General features: G+C 57.6%; 22 protein-coding genes. 13 read left to right on the top strand and 9 right to left on the bottom strand.

What is annotated here, in order from left to right:
* Positions 1–627 precede the first annotated feature (627 nt).
* From IPM54_31140 to IPM54_31130, 3 genes are all read left to right on the top strand, one after another.
* The gene (locus IPM54_31140; GenBank protein ID MBK9264245.1) at positions 628–1,113 is read left to right on the top strand and encodes a hypothetical protein; all 486 of its coding nucleotides are present in this window, start codon (positions 628–630) and stop codon (positions 1,111–1,113) included.
* 189 nt (positions 1,114–1,302) lie between these two features.
* Positions 1,303–3,246, top strand: coding sequence for a hypothetical protein (locus tag IPM54_31135; protein ID MBK9264244.1), 1,944 nt, complete (start codon positions 1,303–1,305; stop codon positions 3,244–3,246).
* A 298-nt stretch (positions 3,247–3,544) separates the two neighbouring features.
* Positions 3,545–4,210, top strand: coding sequence for a hypothetical protein (locus IPM54_31130; GenBank protein ID MBK9264243.1), 666 nt, complete (start codon positions 3,545–3,547; stop codon positions 4,208–4,210).
* 395 nt (positions 4,211–4,605) lie between these two features.
* Here IPM54_31130 and IPM54_31125 read toward each other — a convergent pair whose 3' ends face one another.
* The 5 genes from IPM54_31125 to IPM54_31105 form a co-directional block, all read right to left on the bottom strand.
* Positions 4,606–5,220, bottom strand: a complete 615-nt coding sequence (locus tag IPM54_31125; GenBank protein MBK9264242.1) for a hypothetical protein — start codon at positions 5,218–5,220, stop codon at positions 4,606–4,608.
* Positions 5,217–7,082 carry an AAA family ATPase gene (locus IPM54_31120; GenBank protein MBK9264241.1) on the bottom strand — a complete coding sequence of 622 codons (1,866 nt, stop codon included), beginning with the start codon at positions 7,080–7,082 and terminating at the stop codon, positions 5,217–5,219. The genes IPM54_31125 and IPM54_31120 overlap by 4 nt, the downstream gene beginning before the upstream one ends.
* Before the next feature lie 26 nt (positions 7,083–7,108).
* Entirely contained in the window at positions 7,109–8,032 is a 924-nt protein-coding gene (locus tag IPM54_31115) for a site-specific DNA-methyltransferase (protein ID MBK9264240.1), read from the bottom strand.
* A 114-nt stretch (positions 8,033–8,146) separates the two neighbouring features.
* Positions 8,147–8,452 (bottom strand): hypothetical protein, encoded by a 306-nt coding sequence (locus IPM54_31110; GenBank protein ID MBK9264239.1) that lies wholly within the window; start codon positions 8,450–8,452, stop codon positions 8,147–8,149.
* On the bottom strand, positions 8,341–8,634 hold the full coding sequence (locus IPM54_31105; protein MBK9264238.1) for a hypothetical protein: 294 nt from the start codon (positions 8,632–8,634) through the stop codon (positions 8,341–8,343). The genes IPM54_31110 and IPM54_31105 overlap by 112 nt, the downstream gene beginning before the upstream one ends.
* 307 nt (positions 8,635–8,941) lie before the next feature.
* On the opposite strand from IPM54_31105, the gene IPM54_31100 reads away from it, so the two are divergent.
* From IPM54_31100 to IPM54_31065, 8 genes are all read left to right on the top strand, one after another.
* Positions 8,942–9,826 carry a hypothetical protein gene (locus IPM54_31100; protein MBK9264237.1) on the top strand — a complete coding sequence of 295 codons (885 nt, stop codon included), beginning with the start codon at positions 8,942–8,944 and terminating at the stop codon, positions 9,824–9,826.
* A gap of 196 nt (positions 9,827–10,022) precedes the next feature.
* Entirely contained in the window at positions 10,023–10,508 is a 486-nt protein-coding gene (locus tag IPM54_31095; protein MBK9264236.1) for a hypothetical protein, read from the top strand.
* A gap of 62 nt (positions 10,509–10,570) precedes the next feature.
* A complete protein-coding gene (locus tag IPM54_31090; protein MBK9264235.1) occupies positions 10,571–11,173 on the top strand; it encodes a hypothetical protein in 603 nt (200 codons plus the stop codon).
* The gene (locus IPM54_31085; protein ID MBK9264234.1) at positions 11,170–12,309 is read left to right on the top strand and encodes a hypothetical protein; all 1,140 of its coding nucleotides are present in this window, start codon (positions 11,170–11,172) and stop codon (positions 12,307–12,309) included. The genes IPM54_31090 and IPM54_31085 overlap by 4 nt, the downstream gene beginning before the upstream one ends.
* An 8-nt stretch (positions 12,310–12,317) precedes the next feature.
* Positions 12,318–12,521, top strand: coding sequence for a hypothetical protein (locus IPM54_31080; GenBank protein MBK9264233.1), 204 nt, complete (start codon positions 12,318–12,320; stop codon positions 12,519–12,521).
* A 179-nt stretch (positions 12,522–12,700) separates the two neighbouring features.
* On the top strand, positions 12,701–14,248 hold the full coding sequence (locus IPM54_31075; protein MBK9264232.1) for a sigma-54-dependent Fis family transcriptional regulator: 1,548 nt from the start codon (positions 12,701–12,703) through the stop codon (positions 14,246–14,248).
* A gap of 49 nt (positions 14,249–14,297) precedes the next feature.
* Positions 14,298–14,852 (top strand): hypothetical protein, encoded by a 555-nt coding sequence (locus tag IPM54_31070; GenBank protein MBK9264231.1) that lies wholly within the window; start codon positions 14,298–14,300, stop codon positions 14,850–14,852.
* 10 nt (positions 14,853–14,862) lie between these two features.
* Positions 14,863–15,492, top strand: coding sequence for a DUF4347 domain-containing protein (locus tag IPM54_31065; GenBank protein ID MBK9264230.1), 630 nt, complete (start codon positions 14,863–14,865; stop codon positions 15,490–15,492).
* On the opposite strand, the gene IPM54_31060 is transcribed toward IPM54_31065, so the two are convergent.
* The 4 genes from IPM54_31060 to IPM54_31045 all read right to left on the bottom strand — a co-directional run bounded on the left by IPM54_31060 (position 15,446) and on the right by IPM54_31045 (position 21,161).
* The gene (locus IPM54_31060) at positions 15,446–17,866 is read right to left on the bottom strand and encodes an SUMF1/EgtB/PvdO family nonheme iron enzyme (protein ID MBK9264229.1); all 2,421 of its coding nucleotides are present in this window, start codon (positions 17,864–17,866) and stop codon (positions 15,446–15,448) included. The genes IPM54_31065 and IPM54_31060 overlap by 47 nt on opposite strands.
* Complete coding sequence (locus tag IPM54_31055; protein ID MBK9264228.1) at positions 17,821–18,864, bottom strand: serine/threonine protein kinase; 1,044 nt, start codon at positions 18,862–18,864, stop codon at positions 17,821–17,823. Before IPM54_31055 ends, IPM54_31060 begins: the two co-directional genes overlap by 46 nt.
* 157 nt (positions 18,865–19,021) lie before the next feature.
* Positions 19,022–19,741, bottom strand: coding sequence for a hypothetical protein (locus IPM54_31050; GenBank protein MBK9264227.1), 720 nt, complete (start codon positions 19,739–19,741; stop codon positions 19,022–19,024).
* Positions 19,742–19,853: 112 nt separating this feature from the next.
* A complete protein-coding gene (locus IPM54_31045; protein MBK9264226.1) occupies positions 19,854–21,161 on the bottom strand; it encodes a hypothetical protein in 1,308 nt (435 codons plus the stop codon).
* A 27-nt stretch (positions 21,162–21,188) separates the two neighbouring features.
* Between IPM54_31045 and IPM54_31040 the strand changes: the two genes are divergently transcribed.
* Together IPM54_31040 and IPM54_31035 are read left to right on the top strand one after the other, a co-directional pair.
* A complete protein-coding gene (locus IPM54_31040) occupies positions 21,189–21,623 on the top strand; it encodes a glutathione S-transferase C-terminal domain-containing protein (protein MBK9264225.1) in 435 nt (144 codons plus the stop codon).
* An 861-nt stretch (positions 21,624–22,484) separates the two neighbouring features.
* The gene (locus tag IPM54_31035) at positions 22,485–22,955 is read left to right on the top strand and encodes a transposase (GenBank protein ID MBK9264224.1); all 471 of its coding nucleotides are present in this window, start codon (positions 22,485–22,487) and stop codon (positions 22,953–22,955) included.
* Positions 22,956–23,903: the final 948 nt, after the last annotated feature.

Here is a 23,903-nt window from a genome sequence, read left to right as displayed (position 1 = left end):
GACCCATATCATCGTTCTATCCGGAAGGCGAGAGGAGTTGATTTGGGGCGTGGTGCCGACAGTGACAGCCATCAGTTGGCGCCCCGAAGCCTCTCCGCCTCGTTTCAAGCGATTCTTGCGTATGCATGCTCGTTGCTGCCGACAGTTTGCGTTCGTCGTGCGCAGTATCCTAACCCGTCGACGTGCATCAAGCGCTCGTCGACCCATTCAAAACGCTAATGAACGCATTCCAAGCGTCCGTCGACGTATTGCAACGGCGCGTCGACGTCTTCCAAGCGCCCGTCGACTCACCCTGGCCTGCTGTGCACGCGCTTGGGCACCTCGTCGACGAGCCTCTGGCGCCAGTCGACGTGGTTGCTGAGCACGTCGACGTGATTGTAGAGCACGTCGACGCGGCCCATCCAACGTGTGGACGACGACTTGAAACGCGCCGGCGTACTCGGGTCACCTCGTCGTCGCAGCCACGCTTACCGTCGACAGGCTCACGGAACGCGTGGACGCACCCTAGCGACAGTGCGGAAACATTGTGGTCACCATGCCTCGAAGGGTGTTGACTTCGCTTCGTCCATGCATGTAGCGTATGCGTCCGCGTTCAAGCCAACCACTTTACGAAAGGATTGACGCGTAATGAGCACAGGAACGAAGTCACCTTACGTCGGACCGCTCGTTGTCGATGTGACGCCGGTCAAAGATCATCTCGTCGACTATCCCCCTGGCGCGCAAGTGGGACTGAAGCACGAGAAGCCTGGGTTCAGCGACGTGCTCACCGAGCTCAAGGAAGCGAAGAATGGGCCTTTGGCGGCGGCTGGCATATCCACCGACATCGTCACGCGTATCGAGTCTCGGACCGTGACGCTCGAAGAAGTACGCAAACACAAAGCCGCGGCCAGAAAGCTTTACGAGGTTCTTTCGGAGACGGAAACGGATCTCGAAAATGCGCGCGAAGGCGACATTGCGATCGTTGCGCGCGGGGCGCAGACGGCGGCGCAACACCTGGACGCGGGCACGAAGGCGCATTTCGAGAAGACGCTGAAGTATTATTCGCAAATCGCGGACAAGGCCGTCGCGACGCGTAAGAAGAATGCCGCGGCCAATGAAGAAGGCGGCGAGTGAACGCCCAATACGCATTCGCAGCCGCACGCAACGCCGAATGCGTGCACAATTCAAGTCGATGACGCCATAACCGCACCGTTCATCCTTCACCATCTCCATCGCGACGCCCCCAGATCTCGAGCCAGTGGGTCATTTCCGCGCCAGTGACCTACGATTGACAACCGAGCGCCGGTCTGGTGCGCTCGAAAGATGCAAGCTGCCCGCCATTTCGTCGCGCAATGCCTTTGCGTCGTCGTGATTGTACTGACCAACTTGGGCTTTGCGTGGCTGCTCATGGGCTGTGGCCCTGGTGTCGTCCACGTCGTGCAACCGGATTCGGCAGCCTTTCTACAAATAACCAATGCCCAAGTGAGCGCCGAGGCGCGGCGTTCTGCGCACTTGATGGGGCAATGGGTGCGTGGGCGTTCGCCTGACAAAATCGGCATTTTCGAGGACAGCAAGCTCCCCGAAGCGTACACCCAGGATGACGAACCCGGCATTTGGCCTTCCGAATATCACTTGGGATATGCTGCGCTGAGGCTCATTCGCGAGCATTATGCGGCCGCTCATCCAGCGTACCGCGTGCTCGAAGACGGCAATATCGAGGAGATTGTCGACGAAGCTGGCGGAAACGTCGGGCTGATCGAGGATTTCGACAAAGATCGCCGCCCTGATATCGCCGATGTCGAGGGGCGGGTTTTGTTCGAGGTGGTTCCGCCGGGACAAGGTTATCGATCAGCGGCGGCAAACAAGGTCGATTGGCATCTTCGAGTGATCAACAGCGCCATGCTCGGCGTTCCGAAGTTCAACCTCGGGACGGGCTACGTGGGCGAGGTTGGCGTGCGGTTTGCCGAGGGCGCGGCACCGTGGAAAATCGCGTGGGAAACGACGGATCCGGGGGTTGTCCAGTACCGATGGCTGGTGCTCGGCGCGGAGCAGCAAACCGCGGAGGCGTACGGCGACGCGTATGGAGCCGACCGATGGCGTGAGCCGACCCTGCGGGAGATATCGCGGTTGGGCCGGGCGCTGCACGAAGTGGTGGAGCGGTTGGTCCAGGCGCGGGAAGAGCTGGGACGAACGCGAGCGGCCGCGGAAATGCCCGTGCTGCCGGGCAAGACGGTGGCGGACTACCTGAGGTCGGTAGCGCTGTGGAGCGCGCACGACGATGACGTTGCGCGGCTGCTCCCGGTGATGCGCAAGCCTCCCGGGGCGGCGCAGGTGCGTTTGGACGCACGACACGTGGGACAAACGGTCTCCGGTGGTGGGGGCGGTACTGCACAAACTTTCTACACCGTCAAGGGGAGACCAGGAAATCAACCGTGGAATTTGCACATGGGGAATTCCGCGCACAATGTGATCGGAACGGATTACAAGGCGCGGCATCCCGGTCACGATGTGCGTACCAACACGGTGAGTATTTCGACCATCGCAAAGGATGCTGGTGGAACTCCAACCTTGCTCCGAGCCGACGAAGCCTTGCGACGACCCGACATCGCGGATCTCAAAAATATCGTCGTGTTCGAGATCAAATCCAGCAGGCAGGGTCAGTTGGCGGAAGGGATAGCCGACGTCGCCAAGAACATTGCCGCGATCAACCGGACGATGCCGCCCAAGCTATTTACCCATGGCACTGGATTTTTCGGGGATGTTTGGGTTCGGTTCGACTTGAGCATGCGGTGGTGGCGCCTCGATTGGCGCACGACGACGCCCGGCGTGATTCAATACAACTGGAAGAAGCTGAGCGACGACGAGGTCGACGAGCTCACGATCATCAAGGGGCTCCAAGAGGCTCGATTTACATGGGTGGATTTGACGCAAGCGGACATGCAGCAATACGCCGAGAAATGCGAGCGATGGTCCGAAGCGTACGCCAAGGGGGCTCAAAAGCTCTTCATGATCCAAATGGTAGGCGGCTACGTCGTGCAAATCATTGGCACGGCCACGATGGTTTACCTCAGTCCTGCGCTGGGACCGGGCAAGAAGATGCAACAAGGTGCCTCCCCGAAGGCCGGGTCATCGCTGCCGCCATCGCCTCCACGTTCGCCATCGCCAGGCCCCATCTCGACGCCACCGAGGCCACCGCGGGTGCCGCCGCGTCCGCCGCCGGAACTGCCGCGTCCACCGGCGGGGGCGCGAGTCGGTGATTCCCTGTAGACGCAGACACTTGCTTCCTGCGGCAAGTTGTGGAACGTCGGGTTTGACCATGACCGACGCAACCGCGACCGACCCCGCATCGCCTCTGCTTTTCCCTGCGTTCATGTACGGCGATAGGACCACGTGTCGCCGCAAGCTGAAGGCCGAAGCCAGGAAGTGGGCCAAATGCTACCTGGAGGGCCGCGACTTTCCCGAGCCAAAGCTCAACGCCATTCCTCCCGGTTCCGTCGTTTTCACGGATGATCACACCGCCAGAATGGTTGCACAAGGGTATTCGTTCTATCCGCAAGCCAATGTCGTGACCATTGCCGCCAATCCCAAAGAACAAGGTCTCCACATCCAGTGGCGCGCTTACGTGCTAAATGATTTTATGCACGAAACGGATTGGGCCGCCAAGCTCAGCCACGAGGAAAGCTTTCCCTTCCGCCGTGCATTCATTCCCCACGTCTGCAAATACGCTTGGGGCGCCATTTCCGCAGCCATCATACGTTCTCTGATCCTCAACAACATCGAGCTCACGGTACCGCGCGTCGAAGGCGTCTTGCGGCATTGGGAAGCGCTCGACACCTTGAAGTACATCGATCTTTACCAGCGGCCTATCTCGCTTACCGACCTCATGGTGTTTTATTACCATGGTCACATCGCCATGTGGGTGGATGAACCTACAGGCAACATCCGAACCGATCTGCAAACCGCCATCGACCAAATGCGCAATGCGTCGGAAGATGAGATTCATACACGCCTGCTCGCGCGTTTGCGTGCGCTTGTCGATATCGAGAAAGACCTGAACCATCGCGAATGGCTGAAATCCCCAGGCGTGATCGAGGAGGCGGTCGAAGCGGAACGTGCGGAACGTGCCAAAGGGAAACTGGCGTATGACGATTTGACGACCGGGCAAATTGGCTCACACGGGGGCTTATTGAGCAGGCTCGAAAGGGATCATTACCCCGGTAACGTGCATTGAGCTTGCCCGCCCACTCGACGGTAACCATCACAACCTAGATATGCGTCGATCCATCTCATGACCACCACGCCGCCAACGCAACACGAAAACGCATTGCCCATGACGGCGACTACAATACCACCCAATCGGTGGATCCGTCGTGTTTTCACGATTTTCCCACACTTCGTTGCCTCTCGCGGAACCATCGCGCCCAACACAAGGGACCTCAAATACGCCAGGAGCTCGCCCGAAACATACAACGTCGTCGCAGTGGGAGTTTTCGCCTAGATCATTGCAACCGCAATGATTAAAACATTTACCATGGTCGTTCCACCGTGGCGACATTTTCGTCATGGAGCGATCCGACGCCGAGCTTCGAGATGCAACGAACGATTGGGGTTGTTATTTTCGCGTCGTTAGTCGACCTTGAACAGCGCTCTTAGCTCGTTCTGCCCTAGCCGTTGACGCTCAAGCTCCTTGGCCAAAAAGGGATACCGTCGTTTAACGAAAGCAAGATCAATGTTACCTCGGGCGTAATAGATCAGAATGTCACACCGTTCTTGAACGTAGTTGTCGTCTGAATTGAGCCCTAATGAGCTAATCGTTTCCGAAACCTGCGATCTCACTCGCTGCTCCAATATCGGGTTTGCGCGAATGAGGCAGGTGGGAATATCCATCTGGAACCAATCATCCTCAATCGAGAACGGATCAAGAATATTAGTTTTATGCCCCTTCGCACTGTTGACCCTCCAGCTGGCTAACCTAAAGTTGCTCCATTCATACGCTAACTGGGGATATGTCGTCTTGGGTAAGAAGTGGTCGACTGTTCCTTGTTCAAGCAGATACATCGCCGTGTAAGAGCATATTCCTCGATAGGTTTTGTGTAGCTCCTTCGTGGCTCGGGCCCAATATTGCCTATTCTTGAACTGACCTGATGTCGGCGTTGGGCACGTCGCAAGAAATGCCGCGCCCCGTTGCCGGACTTCAGTATCAAAGCCAGGATACTCTGGCATTGGCGTTACTTTAATCATAACTCAACACCATGCTGCTCCGCGAAAAAGAGCCACCGAGGCCAAAACTTGTCATCTCCCGCGAGATGCTGCTTTAATTGATTTGAAACGTCGCATATCTGCTGAGCCGTTGGATTTTCGACCAACTGAAGCGATTTGGCTGCTTCAATGGCCTGCTCAGCCCCTCTTGATCGAGCGTGACGTAGTCCGAAGACAGGTGATGTGAGCCACCCGGATACGTCTCCGTATTTGATGAAGGGCATCTCCTCCAAGCGGACCACGGGGCCGTCGCCAAATAAATGATATAAGACGTCCGTAGAGGGGTCGAACTCAGCCTCCATGGAAGCAAGGATCATTGGCGAGTGGGTTGCTGCGATCATTTGCATGGCAAGATCACTGCTGAGTAAATTGCCGACGCCAATAAGCGCTGGGAGAACGATCCGCTGCCATTTTGGATGAAGATGCGCTTCCAGTTCGTCAACGAGAACCATCATTCTGTGCAAGGGTTCTCGCCCCAGATATTGAGAGGCAAGTTCGTGCTCGCGCCAAGACCAAATCATCAGATAGGCCAATAGAAGCGCGCGCTGCACCCCAGAGGATGCATGCGTGACTGGAATGGTGGCATAGCGATGTTGGATCGTTGGTATGTCGCGAGGTTCATTCGGCAAGCGCACAGGCTTGCCTGGTGTCAACGTTCCAAGGTCTTCGGGTGATAGTCGCTTTAGGACTGAAACGAGAAGGTCGAAGGTCTTCTGGTCCGCGGCCGTTTGCCAGCGTATCCAATCACGTACTAACCCTTCAATAAGGCCAGCACGGCCATTCCAAACTTCAAACGCTGTGAGGCTTCCGACCGGAATCCCCGACTGATTGAGAGTATTCCGGGCTGGATCCGCGATCGCGAAAGAGCCGTCCGCACGTGAGAACACCGCTAATGCTTCCACAGTCATCGCATCGCGCGGACGGACCCATCGGAACTCTCTGTGGTTAAAGTTCGCGTGGAAATTCAGCACCCGGCCTGACGCCGCTGCGAGGGAGTATTCGACGACGGGAACAGGTGACGTCACATCCTGTCGAGGGAGCGCCTGACGTTCGGCCCAACTTCCGGTTGCAGCCCACCACGTGAAATCCAATAGGAAAGATTTGCCCAAGCCATTGTCGCCAGTGATAATGGAAAGGCGTGGGCCGAACTCGATGCTCAACTCTTGGGCGGGACCAGCATTTGCCAACCTTAGCGATTTGATCGTGCGTCCGCCCTCTGCTTGCGCATCGGGAGGCTCTGGAAACTCGCGGATGACTGAGGTCATCTCGAGGGGTTCAGGCGAGAATGCCCGTTCTTCTGTTAATAATGCCTCCGACCGATCAGCGAAAAGTTGCGTGCGCTCTTCCTCGTTTATGTTGAATTCGGCGAAGAACAAATCCACGAGTTCTTCGTATGTGCTTATTGCGCCGACGTTTCTATCCTTGAAAAGCCAAACCGCGAGAGCATCGGCCGGAACGGTGCTCTGGAGATTCTGCCCAGATAATATTCTTTGTATACGTGACAGGTAGTTTCGAGCGAAACCCCAATTTTGTGACTTCCTTGGGTGCAGGAAAGCTGTGATGAATGTTTGGGTGTTGATGGTCTGAAGGCCGCTGGAGGGATACTTGTCTACGACCCACCAGCCTGAACTACGAAATGGCTGAAAGTAATGGGCGCTCCTTCGATCGATTCGATGATGAGCGTCCATGTGCTCACGGGTCAAGCTGTCCAAACTTACTTTTGCTGTAGAACCAACAGCAAGCGCAAACCGTTTGCATGCAAGAAAGGTTATGCCGATAAACGGGTGAACAGTCGATCTCAAGACATTGATCGCAGAGACCACAGCGTCTGAGGAAAGATACATCGTGAGCCCTCATTGTGGAACCGACATCAGTCGTCGTCTTCGACTTCTTCTGCAATGACTTTCTTGAGGTGATTTACCATCACATCGCAGTATTCTTGCTTCGCGTCAATACCAATCGCACGGAAACCATGTTTTCGTGCGAATACGAGCGAAGTGCCGCTCCCTGCGAAAGGATCAAGGACGACACCTCGAGGTGGTGTCGTTGTCAAGATCGGCACCCTGACGAGTTCTTCAGAAAATCGTGCTTTGTGCCGCGTACCTTGCCCACGTACTGCTGGTATTTCCCAGGTGTCGAGAGGTGGAAGGACGGAGCCGCTTTCGGAGACCCGACCCACTGCATTCTTGTCGAAATAATACCAGCGCTCTTTCACAAAATGGAAAACATATTCGTGCGACATAGAGCATCGGTCACGCACCTGATCTGGGATAGGGTTGGGCTTGACCCATACGTTGTCGTTTCTGACCAGCCAGTTGCGGCTTTGCAGCTCGATGGCAAACCGGTGGGGGATTAGGAGCAATTGCTTTGGGACACACCACTTGCCGTCACCTTTCTTGTCCTGAGGTCTGATGCCAAATCTGCGCGCTGACTGTTTCGCCTCGCCGCTACGGTGCTCGCCCTTCCCGCTCCAATATGTGTCACCTATGTTCACCCAGAGGCTGCCGTTGTCCGCTAGCACGCTTCGCGCCAAGTCAAATACATCGGCAAGAGCCCTGATGAACTCTGAGGGATGCCCTTCTAACCCAATCTGACCTTCCACCTCATAGTCTCGCTGACCATAAAATGGCGGTGAGGTAACAATACAATTCACTTGCACACCGGCTCTAGCAAGTAATGCCAGCCCGTCTCTCACATCCATGTGGAGTACGAGAGCCGTCTCATCGTGGTAGTAGGCAGCGCTTCTTAGACGTTCAGAACCAAAGGCTTCCTCTGACATCACCCTTGGGTGCATCGCTTCGTTTGCCTTGGTTGAGGGACGGCGTTCCGCCCCAAAGCCGTCACTAGCTCCACCTGTGGGATGCTTGGATTTCATTGGATTCCTGTATCATCGCGATTGCCATCTTTGCTACGTCGTGACGGGTGCAACTTGCAAGCAGAAAGCACTTAGCCTTTGCGGATTTTCGGTTCGATGCTCAAACGAATGCGACGATGGCGCCAACGTGGCGATGAGCCGCAAATGCGATGGGGTAGAATGCGATTGGCCCGATGGGAGGTGAGTGTGCATCTCGCTTCGACATATTGTGTTTGGTAAACGATCGCTCACAGCGAGATACAACTTGCCGTCCGGTTCGATCCTTTTGAGAATATCGGAATGATATGTGAATTGATCGAAGACCTTCTCAATGAAGTCGATCGTCGAAGGACTTTGCACGAGCTTAATTGCGACTGCAATCCTTCCGGGCCCTTTTCAGCAGCGATGAGTCGTTCTTCGACGGGGTCAACGTAAAGGTCTTCCACGTCCCGACGAAGCCGCAGCGCGTCGTGGGTATTCGTCCAGCGGTAGTTATCGAAGGCACGGCGAACGTGCGCGTGATCGTGATCGGGAGCCCGCATGGCGCGAGAGGCTAGCAGAGGTTTGGCCAGTCGCAAGGTCGACGGACGCGGCACATCTGGCAAAATGGGCGGCTCCGTTGGAGGCAACGCGAACCCTACCCCGCGCCGAAGTGAAATAGCAGTGCATATTCGACTTTGACGCCCCTCCACCACCTTGCGTCATTCATCGGCAAACCGACCAGCGCATACAGATGTGGCCACCGATCGCGATCCTGACAGCTCTCTTTTTTCGCACCATGGTCATTGAACCGCAGTATCATCGCGGCCGGCGGCCCGCTTGGTCGCTGCCATTTCACGAGGTGCCGACATGAGACCGTCACGCGCAGGTGCTGCCGCTTTCTCGCTGATCTTGCTTGCCATGGGCACCGTCTTGACGGCATGTCCCGCGAAAGAGCCCACCAGCACCAAAGGCGGCGCCGTCAAGGAGCCGACCGGCGCAGCGAGCTCCGTGCCTGCACCCACGCAAGCCAATGGCGCAAAGCAAGCCGATAGCGCAAAGCCGGAGCGAATCGAGGTAAAGAAACGCGGCAGCGTACTTGGATTCGTGCACGTCACCCCGGGCGCGCCGGGCAAGCTCGAGCTGGCCGATGATTCCGACGCTGCCAAGGCATTGGAGGCACTATGGAACGATGCCAAATGTGGCGAGTCGGTGGCCGTCCCTGCCGAGAAGGCGACGAAGGAGGGTGGATTCGAGCATAATACGAGGGTCGTTCCTTCGACGAGCCCGGAATATGGGTCGGCCGTCCGAGGCTTTTTGCTCGGCAGGGGATATGATGTGCGAGCGATTGAAGCGGCGGCAGCCGGGCCCGGAACGCCGGCGAGCCCGGCGCTCGCCATTGCGGAGCTGCCGGCCGTGGAAAAGGAGCTGCGCGCCAAAATTCCCGCAGGGAGCGGCGATTACGCGAAAGTGCTGGCCCTCGCGACGCTGCACAAGCGCGGAACGATATCATTCGAGCAGCTCGAGAATGCCATCGTTGCTTTGAAATTGCCGCCCCACAAGCTCGGCGACGACTATCTCATGACGCCGTCGCCGGTGCCGCCACCAGGGGTCAAGTGGGATCCGAAGATGATGCCCACGGATTGGCAGGGGACGTGGGGCGAGGTGGCCATGGTGCATCATATTGGAGAGCTCACCAAAGATCAATATCATCAATTACACAAGGTGGCCCACCCCACCGGTTGCAAGCTCTAGCAACGCGCGGTCGTCTTCCACCAAAGCGTCTTCGTGGTTCGGGAACACGTCGACGAGGTGCAACCATCCCGTCGTCATCCTCCACCAATTCGCCGGACCCATACCGATTGCACATGCGGCAGGGCACTCTCGGATTGGCGCGCCTCTTGCTTCGGCGCCCACCGCCACCTCATGACCATTAGGAGATTCCAAGCATATGATACTTGGCCTGCGCGCCTGCGTGCTTGTCATACCCATCCTGGCAGCCTGTAGCCCCTATGCGCTCGATCAAGGTGATTCGCTGCGCCTGAGCTTCGAGCCAGGGCTCGTCTTCGTATCGGCCATGCCACGAACGACCATTCCCACGAGCGTAACAAGCGACGAATCTTGTCAGAATGCCGAAGGAGCCGTCGTGCATGTCTCCGGCACCGATATCAACGGCAGGTTTCCCGAAGAAGCCACCGCGATCGTGTGGCTGAGCTCCGCAACGGAAGGACAGCTCGTACCCATTCAAGAACTGGACGCAGAAGACCCATCTCATGCCGAAGTCCATGTGGTGCTGGACGAGCAAGGAACTGCACGGGCCTGTTTTCTACCAGGTACGGCGCCAGGAAGCGTAACGGTGACGGCACGCTCCGGCGTCGTGGAAACTTCGAATACCCTCACGGTGCGAGATCGCGTGGTGCCGCTCGACGGATCCTGACCCTCACCATTACCAAGCCCGACGCATACCTGAGCGCTGCCGCAACAGCCGGAGCTTGTGGCATGATCTCCGAAGGCGCATGCAGTCCGGGAAGAGCCCGCCGCGCCGCCATTGCATTGATGGCAAGCGCACCGCAAAGCGGCGGAGACGTCCCCGAAGGAGCCGAAGTCATCGTGACGACGGACAAGGGATGGCTCACCCCCACCCATGACTGCGCAGCCAAAGAATCGGCTTCGCAATTGATTTTGAATCTCAAAAACGGCGCTGCAACGGCACATTTGTGCCTCGACGACACAGGTGGAACGGCAACGTTGACCGCGCATTCCGGAAGCGTGACGACAACGAAATCGGTCGATGTGCCCGCATTGCCCTCGGCCCTCGTCCTGTCGCCAAGCTCGAGCTCCACGAAAGCAGGTAGTTCCTTGACGCTCACGGCCCATGTCCGAGGCTGCGATGGAAAGGGTATCAGCGGTTTGCCCGTGTCCATGACGATCAATCAAGGTTTGATGACCTTCGAGACGCCGCAAAATCCAATTCAATTGACGAACAACGAAGGAACCATCTCCGTCACCGGCACGGCGCTCGAAGGCCCGTTGACGCTCAAAGCAAGCCTTTCGACGATGCCCAACATCGAATGCGCTACGACCATCGAGGTGAAGCCATGATCAAGCACCACAATCTCCTCTCTTCGTTCTGTTGCGCCTTGACCATGGCATCGTCGACGAACGCGCTCGCCGCGGACGAACCCGTCGAGGAAGCCTTCCTACTCGATGGGGAGCTCAATGCTTTTGCCGACAATCCCGAGCTGAAGGACGACGTATTCGTCGATGGCAGCACGCTCGTCATCCGCATTGATCCCTCGCAACTTTTCGGGGCCATCGGCGTACAGCAAAACCAGCTCGCCTTCGACCCTGCGAACGCGCCTCCCGAGCTCGGAAGCTTCTATTTCGCCGGAGTCAGAGGCGGGTTTTCGATACGTCCGGGCACATGTACGAAAGACCAACCTGCGACGGCCACGACACCATCCATTCCGTGTACCGAGCAAAGAGACATCAAAGGCTGGGAGCTCGAGCCCAAAAACCTACTTCTTTATCAGTGTCAGCTCCCTGAAAAACAATCGCTCACGAGCCTCGTGAAAACAAGCGCTTCATGGTCGCTCGTGCAGCAAGGTGCAGGCGGGGCATTGACGTGCATGGAGAATTATGCGCTGACGCTCGGGCCAGCATTCACCGGCGGTCAACTCGACGTGGTCCTGAGCGGCGAGAAACAAGCGCCGATATCGTTGAAGCAGGTGGGAAAGTATTGGGAGGCCGAGGTTCCGCTGCAAAAGGGATCCACTCGAATCACAGTGCGGATCAAGCGTGGCCAAACGACGGAATTCGTCACGCTGCCGCCCTTCAAAGTCAAAGAGCCAACCACGCCTTCGCGTGTGCGGATCCAGGCCGAGCTTCTCACGACGAACCAAGGTCGCGCCGTTTCTTATGCCGTCGCCATCACGCCCGTGCGCGAGGCATTTTTCACGCAAGGCCCATGGAATTGCTTCCTCCTTTGCACCATCAGCCCCACGTTGATCTTTCGTCTTTCCGGCGAGGAAGCGACGAACTTCCAGGTCGGCGCGGGCGTGGCCGTATTTGTCAATCGTGCATTTCAGATCAATGGCGGTCTGCTCGTCGGCACGAAAGATCTCGCGTCCAGGTGGAAACCTGAAAACTCGTGGTTCCTGGGGATCGGCGTGGATCCGTTCATCCTCGCCGATGCGCAAGCGACGGCGGCAACGGCGGCAGCGCCGAAAGGGAAGTGACGAAAATCATGAAGTCCGTCAAAGTCGACGCCTGGGGGAACAAGGTCCGAGCTCGCACGTACCTGCGGCGATATTATTCGACGAATGTCGACGTCGTCAGGGAAGTGCTGAGAAGTCCGCAATGGACGAGCCCCCCGATGCCGGAAGAAGACGCGATCGCATTCCGTGACGGGGTCATTTCGGTCGGCGGTACCGCATCCCTCGTCGGTTGACCCTTCGCTTCATTCCCCTACCCTCGTAGCATTGCAGTGGACCATCGAGTCATCGGCCTTTCGTAAGAGAGGGTCCTGGTCTCTTTCGCTTGCTACGCGACGGCGACGATCAGCGTTCGATTGCGCGAGTGTCCACTCCAGAAAACGCACGTCCACAAATTTGGACACTTGGGTCCAGCATGGGGTTGTCGTACCATGCACCTGTGACGACTGACCTCGAATCAGAGCTTCTACAGGCACGCAAAGAGCGCGATTTTTACCGGAAGCTCATTGAGTTGGGGTTCGTAGACACAGTCGAACCGTTTCTGCAAGAGGCTCTCGCGCTCGTTGCCGAAATTGCGGGTGCGACGCGCGGCTACATTGCGCTTGGAAATGAAAGTGAAACGGGGGGCAAGGCGCGGTGGTGGACGGCGCGAGGTTTTTCGGAGGAAGACGTCGAGCGAGAGGTCCGTAAATCGTTGTCGGAGGGCGTCATTGCGGCGGCGCTCGCTTCGGGACAAACCGTCGTGACGCAGTCGGCGCTTGCCGATCCGCGGCTGAACAAGCGCAAGAGCGTGAAGCGTAATCGTATCGAGGCGGTGCTTTGTGCGCCGATTGGGACATCGCCACCGATTGGTGTGGTGTATTTGCAGGATCGGGCGGCAGGTGGTGCATTTTCGGAGGACGATCGCTTGCGTATCGAGCTCTTTGCGCGCCTTCTGCTGCCACTCGCGGATCGTCTCTTGTCGCAAGTGATGCATCGCGAGGAGACGGATCCGACGCGGTCGTCACGTGCAGTGCTCGACGTCGGTCGCCTGGTCGGTCGAAGCGAAGCGCTCGCTCGCGTACTGAAAGACATTCGCTTGGTGGCGCCGCGGGAGGTGTCGGTGCTTTTGACGGGGCCGACGGGTACGGGAAAGACCGAATTTGCGCGGGTGATTCACGAGAACAGCCCGCGGCGTGACAAACCTTTCGTAGCGCTCAATTGTGCGAATTTGACGGAGACTTTGGCCGACAGCGAATTGTTTGGGCACGAGAAAGGGGCGTTCACGGGAGCGGATCGAAAATCGCCCGGGCGCGTTTCCGCGGCGAATGGTGGAACGCTTTTTCTCGATGAGGTGGGGGAATTGCCGCTCACGGTACAGGCCAAGTTGCTGAAGTTCATCGAGTCACGGGAGTATTACGCCGTGGGTTCGGCGCATCCGGCTCGTGCGGATGTGCGAATCATATCGGCGACGAATGTGGATTTGCCTGCGACGGCGGCCGAACGTCGTTTCCGCGATGATCTTTATTATCGGCTGCGCGGGTATGCCATCCGGGTGCCGTCATTGGCGGAGCGACGGGAAGACATTCGTGAATTGATGGTCCACTTTTGTCGACGCGCTTGTGAGCGCGAGAAGCTATCGACGATGGCATTTTCTCCTGGTGCGGTTCTCGCGGCGGAAGCGGCGGAGTGGCCGGGGAACGTGCGGCAATTGTGCAATGTCGTGGAAGAGGCTGTTTTGCGCGTAGCGGCCGAAAGTATGCTGATGATCGAGCGGCATCATTTGTTTCCGGAGGAGCCGAGCCCTCGGTCTATCGAGAAGCCAACCTTGCAACGAGCCATGCGGGAATACCAGGCACACTTCGTGCAAGACGTATTGGACGAGGTCGGCTGGAACGTCACGGAAGCAGCCGAACGACTCGATATCACGAGGTCGCACGTCTACAACCTCATCAATGCGCATGGATTGAAGAGGAAGGGATGAGCGCTCGTGCGCTTCGAATTCATCGCGAAAAGATCAAAGGAGAATCATCATGATCGACTTGGACGGCACCGACAACCCGACGGACGAGAATCGCAAGAAGTTTGCATTTCCGTTGCCAGGATCCAATGACACGATTCGATACTTGGAGTCGGATCCCGATCCCAAGTATCAAGGCTACCTCGTCAAAGTGGTTTCCTTCGATGACGAGGAAATCAGTTTTCGCGGAGTGAATCTCTCGACCGCCGCGGTATCCGAGACGATACGTACGGTGCAATTCAAAGACATGACGACGATTTGGATGCCGGGTCCGTCGTCGAGTTTGTCGAACTGGGACTCGACAACGAATTGTTGCATGATTTTGTTCCTCTCGGATGAATACGTCAACGATTCTCAAGATCCGAAAACCGAGCTTCAGGATGCGCGAGGGAATGGAGGAAAGTGGCCGAAAGGATCAGGGTTGGCGCTCATGAATTTGCATGAAAAAGTCGCCTATTTCGAGCAAACCTTCGACAAGTTGAAGCCGCACCTGCGTTCGTTGGTGGCCAGGATGCCCGACAAGGACAAGAACAATTTCATGGACAAATTCGCCGACTTCTTTCGTTGAGGAGGCTCCGATGACGATTCACATTTTGGTCGTGGGACATCGCCCACGGGGCCATAAGATGCCCAACGACAGCGAAATCGATGCAATCGCGGCACTGGTTGCCCAGCACGCGCCATCCAAATCGCAAGTATTTTTCGTCAGATCGTGCGAGTCGCCGGACAAGCTGGTGCGGATCGTGCGCGAAATCGCCGCAAAACATGGGTTGATCGATACGCTCGATTTGTACGATCACGGCGCCGGAGGATTCCTGCAAATGGGCGATGCCCTTCTCTTCGGTCGTGACGACGCGACGGACCTTGCCATTGCGGAACAGCTCCGACCACTTCTCACCAAGGGCGCGCGATTGCGGCTCTTGGGTTGTGACACGGCGACTGGAGCTGCCGGACGCAAACTGCTGACGAAATTGCATGCAGCCTTCGGGGGTGACGTCACGGTGCTCGGCACGATTGCTTCGATTACCTTGAGCCAATTCGACGAATTGGGCTTTCGACGAAAGCATTTCGAAGAGCTGTATCTGTATTCGTCGTGGGAAGCGATCCGCGACGAACAAGCCAATCGGCGACCACCGACGTTCGACGAGCGCGATGATGCGCTCATCGCGTGGGGCCGGGCGCAGCGCCAGCTTCTGGGTCAGGCCTGATACAACGAATACCTGTAGTAAATTCCACCGTTCGCTCCTCACGCATGTTGGACCATTCTGCATGTTCGGGGGGCGAGTTCCAATTTGCTCCAAACACGTAACGCAAGCCCGCCATCTGGGGCAATTCGACGATATCGCTCGTCCATTCGCTCGCATTGCCACCCATGCCCATGACACCATACGGACTCGCGTCCTCTGGAAAAGAGTCCACGGGCGCGAGATAGGGGAAGCCATCTCCATCTTGGTCGATGTTTCGCGGATATGGCGAAGAGGCCTGTACCCAGGGTGTATTTCGGGCCGGAAGAAAATTGGGGCCCGAAGCGAGCTGCAGTCCTCCGCGCATCGCTTTCGCCCAATGTTTCGTCGAAGGCAACTCCTTGCCCATGAACCGGCAATAATTCGCAGCCATGACCGCATTGATTCCAACAATTGGCATTCGCTCCCCGCCCGATCGATCCAAACTCATGAAAGTGACTCGGGCAGGACGATCACCCGTGATATGTCGCATTCGAGAATAAACACCATAAGCAGCTCGTGTGACTTCCGTGCGATCCATTTCAAAGGGAGGCAAGAACGCCAATTCGTCACGCCACTCGTCACCCTCTGGAGGCAGCGCGACGGACGAGTAAAACTCCCCCGCGGGAATCGCGATCATGTCTTCCTTCGTCGCTTGGCACGTCGGCACGACGACACGCATTTCCCGTACGATGCCCGCCAATCGCTCCGTATACCCCGGCAACCCCTGCAATCGAATCCAGCTCGAAACGCACCCTTCCCCGCGTCCCAGCACTTCCAAGTACGCCGGCCCCGAGCGCGCTTCGACGCGTTCGCGCACGCTCTTCTCTTCCACGCGCCGCTCGGCCCCACGAACACACTCGGTATCGTCATCGTAGGGATTGCCTGGCATGCTGGAATCGTCCGGTGAGACTCCATAAAGACGCCAATCGAGTGTCTCGGGCACGGCAACCCACCGCGGCGTTTGCGTCTTCGCATCCCATTCAAAGGTTTCGATGATCAAATCGAACATGCCCATGTCCGCAGCGGCCAATCGAATTTGCTCGTTCCGCAGAGTTGCCTCACGTTCCTTCTCGGCAAACGCAAACGCGGCCATGATCGATGCTATCGCAATGATGACGAGCGCGGTAATCGTACCCGCCAATATCCTCCGCCTTCGGCGCTGCCGCTTCTCCTGCCGCGCCACGCCCGCAGCCAAAAATTCTTGCGATACCGCGGGCAAGTCCAAGTCCCATTTCGTCACGGCATGAGTCGCTCGCGCCAAAGCATCACCTGCCCACGTTTCATCCTCCAAACGACCTCGACGATTCCACAGCTCCGCCGCCTCTTCAATCTCGCGCGCCGTCTCTCCCTGCTCGCGCGTTTGGTCGAGCCATTCCCGCAAGGTTTGCCATTCCCACAAGAGCGCTTCGTGCGCCACTTCGTAGACGCCTTCATCGCCCAATTGCCGTGCCACGATGAGCCGTCCGCGGAGCAATGCATCGATGGCCGCACGCACCGCTGGATCATGCCCACCCAATTCATCCCACGTGCGCCGCGCGCGTGTGCGCTTCATGTGCGTGAGGCTGAGCAAGACCCGGCGCGCCGCGGCTGTTTCCTCTGGACCGAGCGCATTCAAGACAGAATCGGCATGCCGCGCCAGCGCCCCGGAGATCGAACCAATGGACCGCAACGCCTTTTTCGTCAACGTATTCGTCCCCGAATCTCGCGCGTGCCAGACCTCCGCCAATGCAAACTCGAGCAGCGGTAAGCCTCCAGGCATTTCAGCGGATGCTTTTACGAGGTTGTCAACCAATTCTTCGGATTCGAACGCGACGCCTTTGCGCAATGCCGGTTTGACGATGGCCGCACGAATGCCGTCTTCCGTCATGGGACGCAACAAAAACAAACATTGCGCCAAAACCGTCCCGAGGCCCCCGAGCGCAGCGATTTGTGTAATGAAATCACCGCGCAACGTCGCGAGCACGCGCACATGAGGCCCCGCGCATGCACGCTGCAATGCCTCCACGACCAAGGCCGCTTCTTCGCGATCGCTCATCGTACACAGTTCTTCGAGTTGATCGACGAAGAGCAAGACGTCTTCATCCGGGGACAAACCACGCGTCAATTCGCGATAAAGAGCGGCTCGATCCGCTTCGAGCAGAGCGGGGACGTCGATGTTCCCCGCGGGAAATAGGGAGCCAATGGCTTCCTGGAAGGCGCGCATGGGTTTGTGGCTCGGCACGAAGGTGAAAATTCGCAGCTTGCGGCCAGTTTCTTCTGCAAAATGGGAAATTCGCGGCAAAACGCCGGCCTTGCACAACGAAGACTTTCCTACGCCGGAGTCGCCGGCGACGACGACGAGATTTTCTTTGCGCAATCGCTGCTCGACCGCCCGAATTTCCACATCACGTCCAAAAATATGCCGCGATGCTCCATCTCGAAAGGCTCGAGGCCCCGATATGGATTACCCTCGGATATTTCATCGGATTGCTGATCGTCTTGCACGGCTTCGAGCGCCTCGGCCAGTGCTTCGGCCGAACCAAACCTCTCCGCGGGCAAGCGCGCCAAACAACGCTGCACGATCTGAAAAACGTGGCTCGATCGACGTTCCCCATGTTCGTGCAGTGGTGGAGGTACGAAATCGATCCAATTCGGCAAAGGTGCGTCGTCGGGCACCAGATCACGCGGCGCGAGACCCGTCACGAGCCTCATGAAGCACGGCCCCACACCATAGATGTCGCTCGACTCCGAAGCCACCGAACCATTCAATACTTCCGGTGCCATGTAGAGTGGCGTGCCGACGACTTCACCCGATTTCGATACGCGTGACCAGCGCGCCCGCGTTCCGTCGAGCAACTCGACAGAATGCAGAGCCAATTCCGTGTCGGTTCCGACTTTGGCCAAACCGAAATCGACGACTTTGACGTCGCCGTCGAGACTCACCATCACGTTGGAAGGCTTGACGTCGCGATGCAAAACGTTTTTCCGATGCGCCGCTGCCAAACCTCGAGCAATGCCAATCCCAAATGCCAATGCCTTCGACCACGGAATGGGCTTCGCCAACTCCTCGAGCGACCGACCGTGAATCAATTCGGTGACCAAATACGCTTGCCCCTCGAATTCCCCGACGCGATGAACCATGACGACGTGGGGATCGGATACGCGCGCCAACGCCCGTGCTTCGCGCAAAAAGAGTGCTCGCGCGTCCCCGACGAGCTCTCCGGGCGTGAGAAGCTTGAGGGCCACGTCTCGTTCGAGCAGAGTGTCGCGAGCGAGAAAAATGCTTCCCATGGCGCCTTGACCAATGCGCTCGACCAACTGATATTCATGAATACGGCCCGGCAATTCTCGGACGGATGGGTGCAAGTCGATCATGATGACATTTTCGACCTTACACCGGGGCGCCGACGTAATCAAGTCCGACGAACCAATGCAGCGCTCACGAAGGCAATCATTGACGTGGTGGCGGAGTCGATCGACGCGGTCCAACTCGAATGAACCGATGCAAGACCGGAATTTGTCAACGTATTCGTCAGAATACGCCAACGAGACCGAATTGGCTGTACACGGAAACGATGCCCGCGCTTCGAGAACTGCTGAAGTCCGGCTGATTGGGCACCTCCGTGTCCTCGATTTGGTGAGCACCGCTGAACCCCACGATGCCTGTAAACGCGATATTCGGATGCATCCAATAACGCACGCCCGGCGCCAATCGCCACCGCAGGAGCAAATCCGTCTCCTCCGGCTCGGGCGTTGCCGGAGGCGGATTCGGATCCGGAGGACCACCCGTCGTCACGACTTCGCCACCCCACGTGCCCAAAAGCAACGCAACGTCACCAATGAGCTCCGCACGCTGATCCGCCGAACGCAAGAAAGCTATTTGCACTTCAGGCCCAACCAGGAAGCTGTAGCTGGTTCGATCTATCGTCACTTCGGTAACCGTCCCCGTTCCATCGTCGAACGACTGCGTCGAGGAAGAACCGAATCGCGCAAAATCGAATGTCGCGCCGATGATGACGCGATCGATCTTGTAGCCCACGCCGATGCTTCCGGAAAGCGTCGTAAAGCCGAGGAAGTCGTCATCGACAGCAAATGGCGACGTCGCCACACCCGCCTGGAGCGCGAATCCTTGGCGTACCTGGCCCACGGATTCCACCGACCCGGGTGTCTGCGCGCCCGCCGAGCCGCCAACGAGTAGCCCGGCTCCAAGCACTGCGAGCATCGCCGCACGTAAAACGAACTTGCGATTCATGAGAAGTACCTCCTTGCCACACGACAATTCTCACATTTTAGTAACGCGAGCAAGTCTCGTTTATCACCCCCCTAACACTTCTTTCGTCATGACCGTCGGCCACCGGTTCGAGTCATCGCAGCCGTCGTAGCTTTCGCCATGCGTCATCGATGCCATCGATGCGCGCGCATGAACCATGCGCGTTCGACGCGTATTTCAAATAATATCGGCGGATAGGGAAGCGGGCTACGGACAAGCCACGTGCGCGACCGAAAAGCTTTGCAGATGGCAGCCCACCACCACGAAGCCATCGGTGGTCGCAGCAATGGCCACGCCCGAGAAATTCTGCCCGTCGTCGAACAAGTCGATTTCGCTGTCTCCGAGCACGGCTGCTGCTTCGTCGAAGGCGCGGTATTGCAAAAGGCTGCCCGCCCCAAACCGCAGCGAATGAGCCGTCGGCCGCGGTAACGTCGGAATGGAGCGTCACGGCCAGGGTCGTTCCCAGGTCCACGGGCAGCGACGTTTGCATCGTACCCGCTGCCACGACGCTTGCTTGAGGCCTCCCATACGCATGAACGAGCGCCGTCGTTTTGGAGGTCGCCGCAACGTGCACGAAATCGCCATCGACGCCGGATGCCATATTGGGCGCTTCCGTGGGCTGGAGGGTCATTCCGTCGATGACACCGAACAAGCCCTTTGACGCATACGTGAAGCTTCCGGCTTGCGCGGTCACGTCGGGGTAACGCATGTTTGTCGCGCCCAGATCGACGGGATCGCCAATGAAGGATGCATCATCACCGACGCGGTGTGCTTTCATTGCATCCGTTTGCGCATCGCGATACACCACCATATAGCCACCAACGCCCCAGGTGACCTCGACCGTCGATCCTGGTATGGTTTGGCCCAGCGTCACCGTGCGCGTGTCCGGATCGACCGCGCCGCACCAAATATTCGATGGCACATCCCAATTGCTCCAGCAAACCATGAAGGATTTTCGATTCGTCGCAATGCTGACCCTGGGCACGCTCGTATTCGCGACGCCGCCGACGGCAAGCGGATCGTCGATGGGTTTGCCGGACGTATCGAGCGCCTGAAATCTGATTTTCCCTTGACCTGCGACATATGCAAACCCGACGATTCCGCCGCACGAAGCGAGCGCCGGCGAAGCAAAATATCCCTTGTCGACCTCGAGCGTTTTGGTCGCCGTCGGAGATGCACAAGCGGCCTTTGCGGGCAATGGTTCGTGGACGCTCGGAGCCATGCCCGCTGCACCGCAGAGGCCATTGAAAGAGCCTGAACTGGAGCTACCGGAGGACGACCCCGCTCCGCTGCTGGTGGTCGATGCGGGATCATCGGGTTCGCAACCCATGACGACGAGCGTCGCGGCGGCGATGAAGATCAACGAAATGGCGGGGGAAATGACGCGTGCGTAGATGGACATATTGTCATCGTACTCCACTTCGAAAGCATGAGCCAAGTCAACATCGTCGTGCCTCCTTTTACTATGGAACAGTCCATCGGTATCGAGCAAGCGTATTTTACGCCAAACGTCATGATCCACTTCTATGCGAAGTTTCTGCGGCGACCTCACACGGAGGACGAGCAAGCGTATTTTACGCCAAACGTCATGATCCACTTCTATGCGAAGTTTCTGCGGCGACCTCACACGGAGGACGACCTGAAACAAGGCACGGAAGGAGCCGCCAAAGCGCTCGATCTCGTCGAAAAAAACCTTGCGGACAAACCGTACCTCGCAGGCCAGAACTTCTCGCTCGCAGGTATTGCCTGGATGCCTTATCTGCGAATTGCGCGGGATGTGGGCCTCGGAGATCTTCTGCAACGTCGGCCGCACGTGAATGACTGGGCCACTCGAGTGTCCGGGCGACCATCGTTCGGCCCATGAAAGACGTTACCCGATTGAGGTCGTGGACAGGCCCACGAAGCCAGTACCCATCGGCTACGCCCACCCACCCTCACCCCGCTATCATCACCCTGTCACACGCTCGGACCACCCTCGCTCAACGACGATGCCGGCACCTCGTTTGAACATACGATCGATCGCTCGCGCCGCCCGCCAGTTTGTCCCAGCAAGGTAGTCCTGGCAGTTCGGTGTCGATGTTTTCTGCGCGATTTGCCAGACGTCTGCGGAAGTCGTCGAGTGTGCTTGTGACCATCTTCTCGGTGAGCACGTTGTCGCGGATCTGCCCGAGCACCGCGGCATCGATCGACTCGGTGGGCCGTCGAAGGCTGTTTTCGGAGGCGTATGAGCCAAGGTTTTTCCTTTGGAACACGTGTACGCCGCTACCGTCTCGTAGCTTTGCCTCGTACGAGCGACGTGGATCATGCCGCCGCACGTGGAACATCGACCGAGTCCGGTGAGCAGGTAGCGCGGCGAAGGCCCACGGGTCTTTGCGCCGAAGACGGCTTTGTACTGCGCAACTTTGCCTTGTCTATGCCCATCGGAGAATTAGTACTACTGCGGAACGTTCAATCGGACTAGCCGACGTCTCACGGCGTCTGGGTAGGGCTGTGTCGTTTGTTTCTTACTTTGTCCTCCATATCTTGGAAAAGTTTTTCTTGGAACCACGCGGCGTAAAACCGTGTCCATGGTGCGCGCCCATGAAGTTTGCCCAGGACACGGAGACAAACCGTCGCGCGATCGAGTTCTTGGTGACCATCGGTCAACATCTCAAACGCCCCGAGCAACGCGCGTCATTTTACGACCTATGCGTTCCGGGATCATCGGGGCGGGTGAACGAAAAGCGTGGAACCCATCGCAGCGCAAGCGTTCTGCGAACCGCGGACGTACAGCGTTGTCACGACCAGGCTGCTGCACTTCGTCGGAACTGCGCCGTGGAGCGATCGAGATATTCCGGCGCGCCGCCGCCGCTACGCAGTCGACGGAATGCGCAAGCAGGATCCAGTGACGATTTCGATTGTCGATGATGCCGGGTTCCTCAAGCAGGGCAAACACTCGGTCGGCGTGCAGCGGCAATACAGGCTCTGCGGGCAAAGTCACCGTTGCCAGATTGGTGTCAGGCCTTTGCGCGTCGAATCCGGAGAAGCAGGTTGCCATCGACTTCGAGCTGTATTTGCCGCGAAATGGACCGACGCCCGCTCTGCGAAAGCGGCATATCCTGACTGCGTTTTTCAGGACCGAAGCCCGAAATTTCCGCGCTCGACGAGATCCGGCGAGCCAAAGCTGACGATCTCCTTGGAAAATTCTCCTCGCTGATTCCGGATATGGTGATTCGTGGTTTTTCGTGCGGGCTGCACAGGTCGGACATGATTTTGCCGTTGCAATCAAGGGCACGACGCGTGTTTGGCTGCTGAATTCGGACGAGGAACACGAACGCATCTTTTCTGCACGCGATCTTGGCGTAACACTCGGCTTGAATGCGTTTCCCGGCGGATCACGTGGCGAACAGGCACAAAGAGGCTTTTCGTCTCGTTTTTGCGCATTCGCGGGGTAAAGCCCGTATTACTGGGCGAGGTGAACCGGAAGACAAAGGCCGCTTTTGGCTCGTCATAGAATGGTTGGAAGGCGAATCGACATGGCAAAATTCGTGCTGACGACACCTTGCGGCGGATGAGCAAAGAAGAGATCCATTCAGATCATCAAGGAACGGTGGCGAACGGAGATTCTTTATGAGAACTGAAGGAAGAGGCTCAAAGCCTCGACCATTTCGAGGACGCTCGTTCCGCAGATGGCACCACCACATTTCTGTCGTCTACTCTGCTGCTACACTTTCGTCATCGTCAGGCGGTGTGCGGCGTTTTCCCCCTCGGCAGAACGGCGAGCGTAAAACAACGCGCTCGCTGACTCGTCCAGCTCCGCCAAATCGCCGATTCCCTCGCCTCAGTCCGCATTACCAATCGCAAGTGCGCTGCTCGCCTGGCTGCCGCGTTGTCCACATTGTGTCATCGAAAAAACTGATACGGTTCCACCACCACTCGTCGGTCAACGAGGTCGCTCTCGCGTGAAGACCATTCGTCGCACGTCTCAGGAAGGTTCCGCAGTATTATTAGTCACGTTCCTGAGGCAAGAACTTTGCTTGACTTCTGTCCCTCATGCGGAATATGTTCGCGAAGCTTTTGCGCGAAAGCCGCCAATATGGTGGGTCTATTGATGGTGCTGACCTCTCAGCAAGGGACGGATGAGGACCAAGGTTTTCACCGAGAC

The organism is Polyangiaceae bacterium, from assembly GCA_016715885.1.
Taxonomy (GTDB): Bacteria; Myxococcota_A; Polyangia; order Polyangiales; family Polyangiaceae; genus Polyangium.
This window is presented reverse-complemented; position numbering and strand designations above follow the sequence as displayed.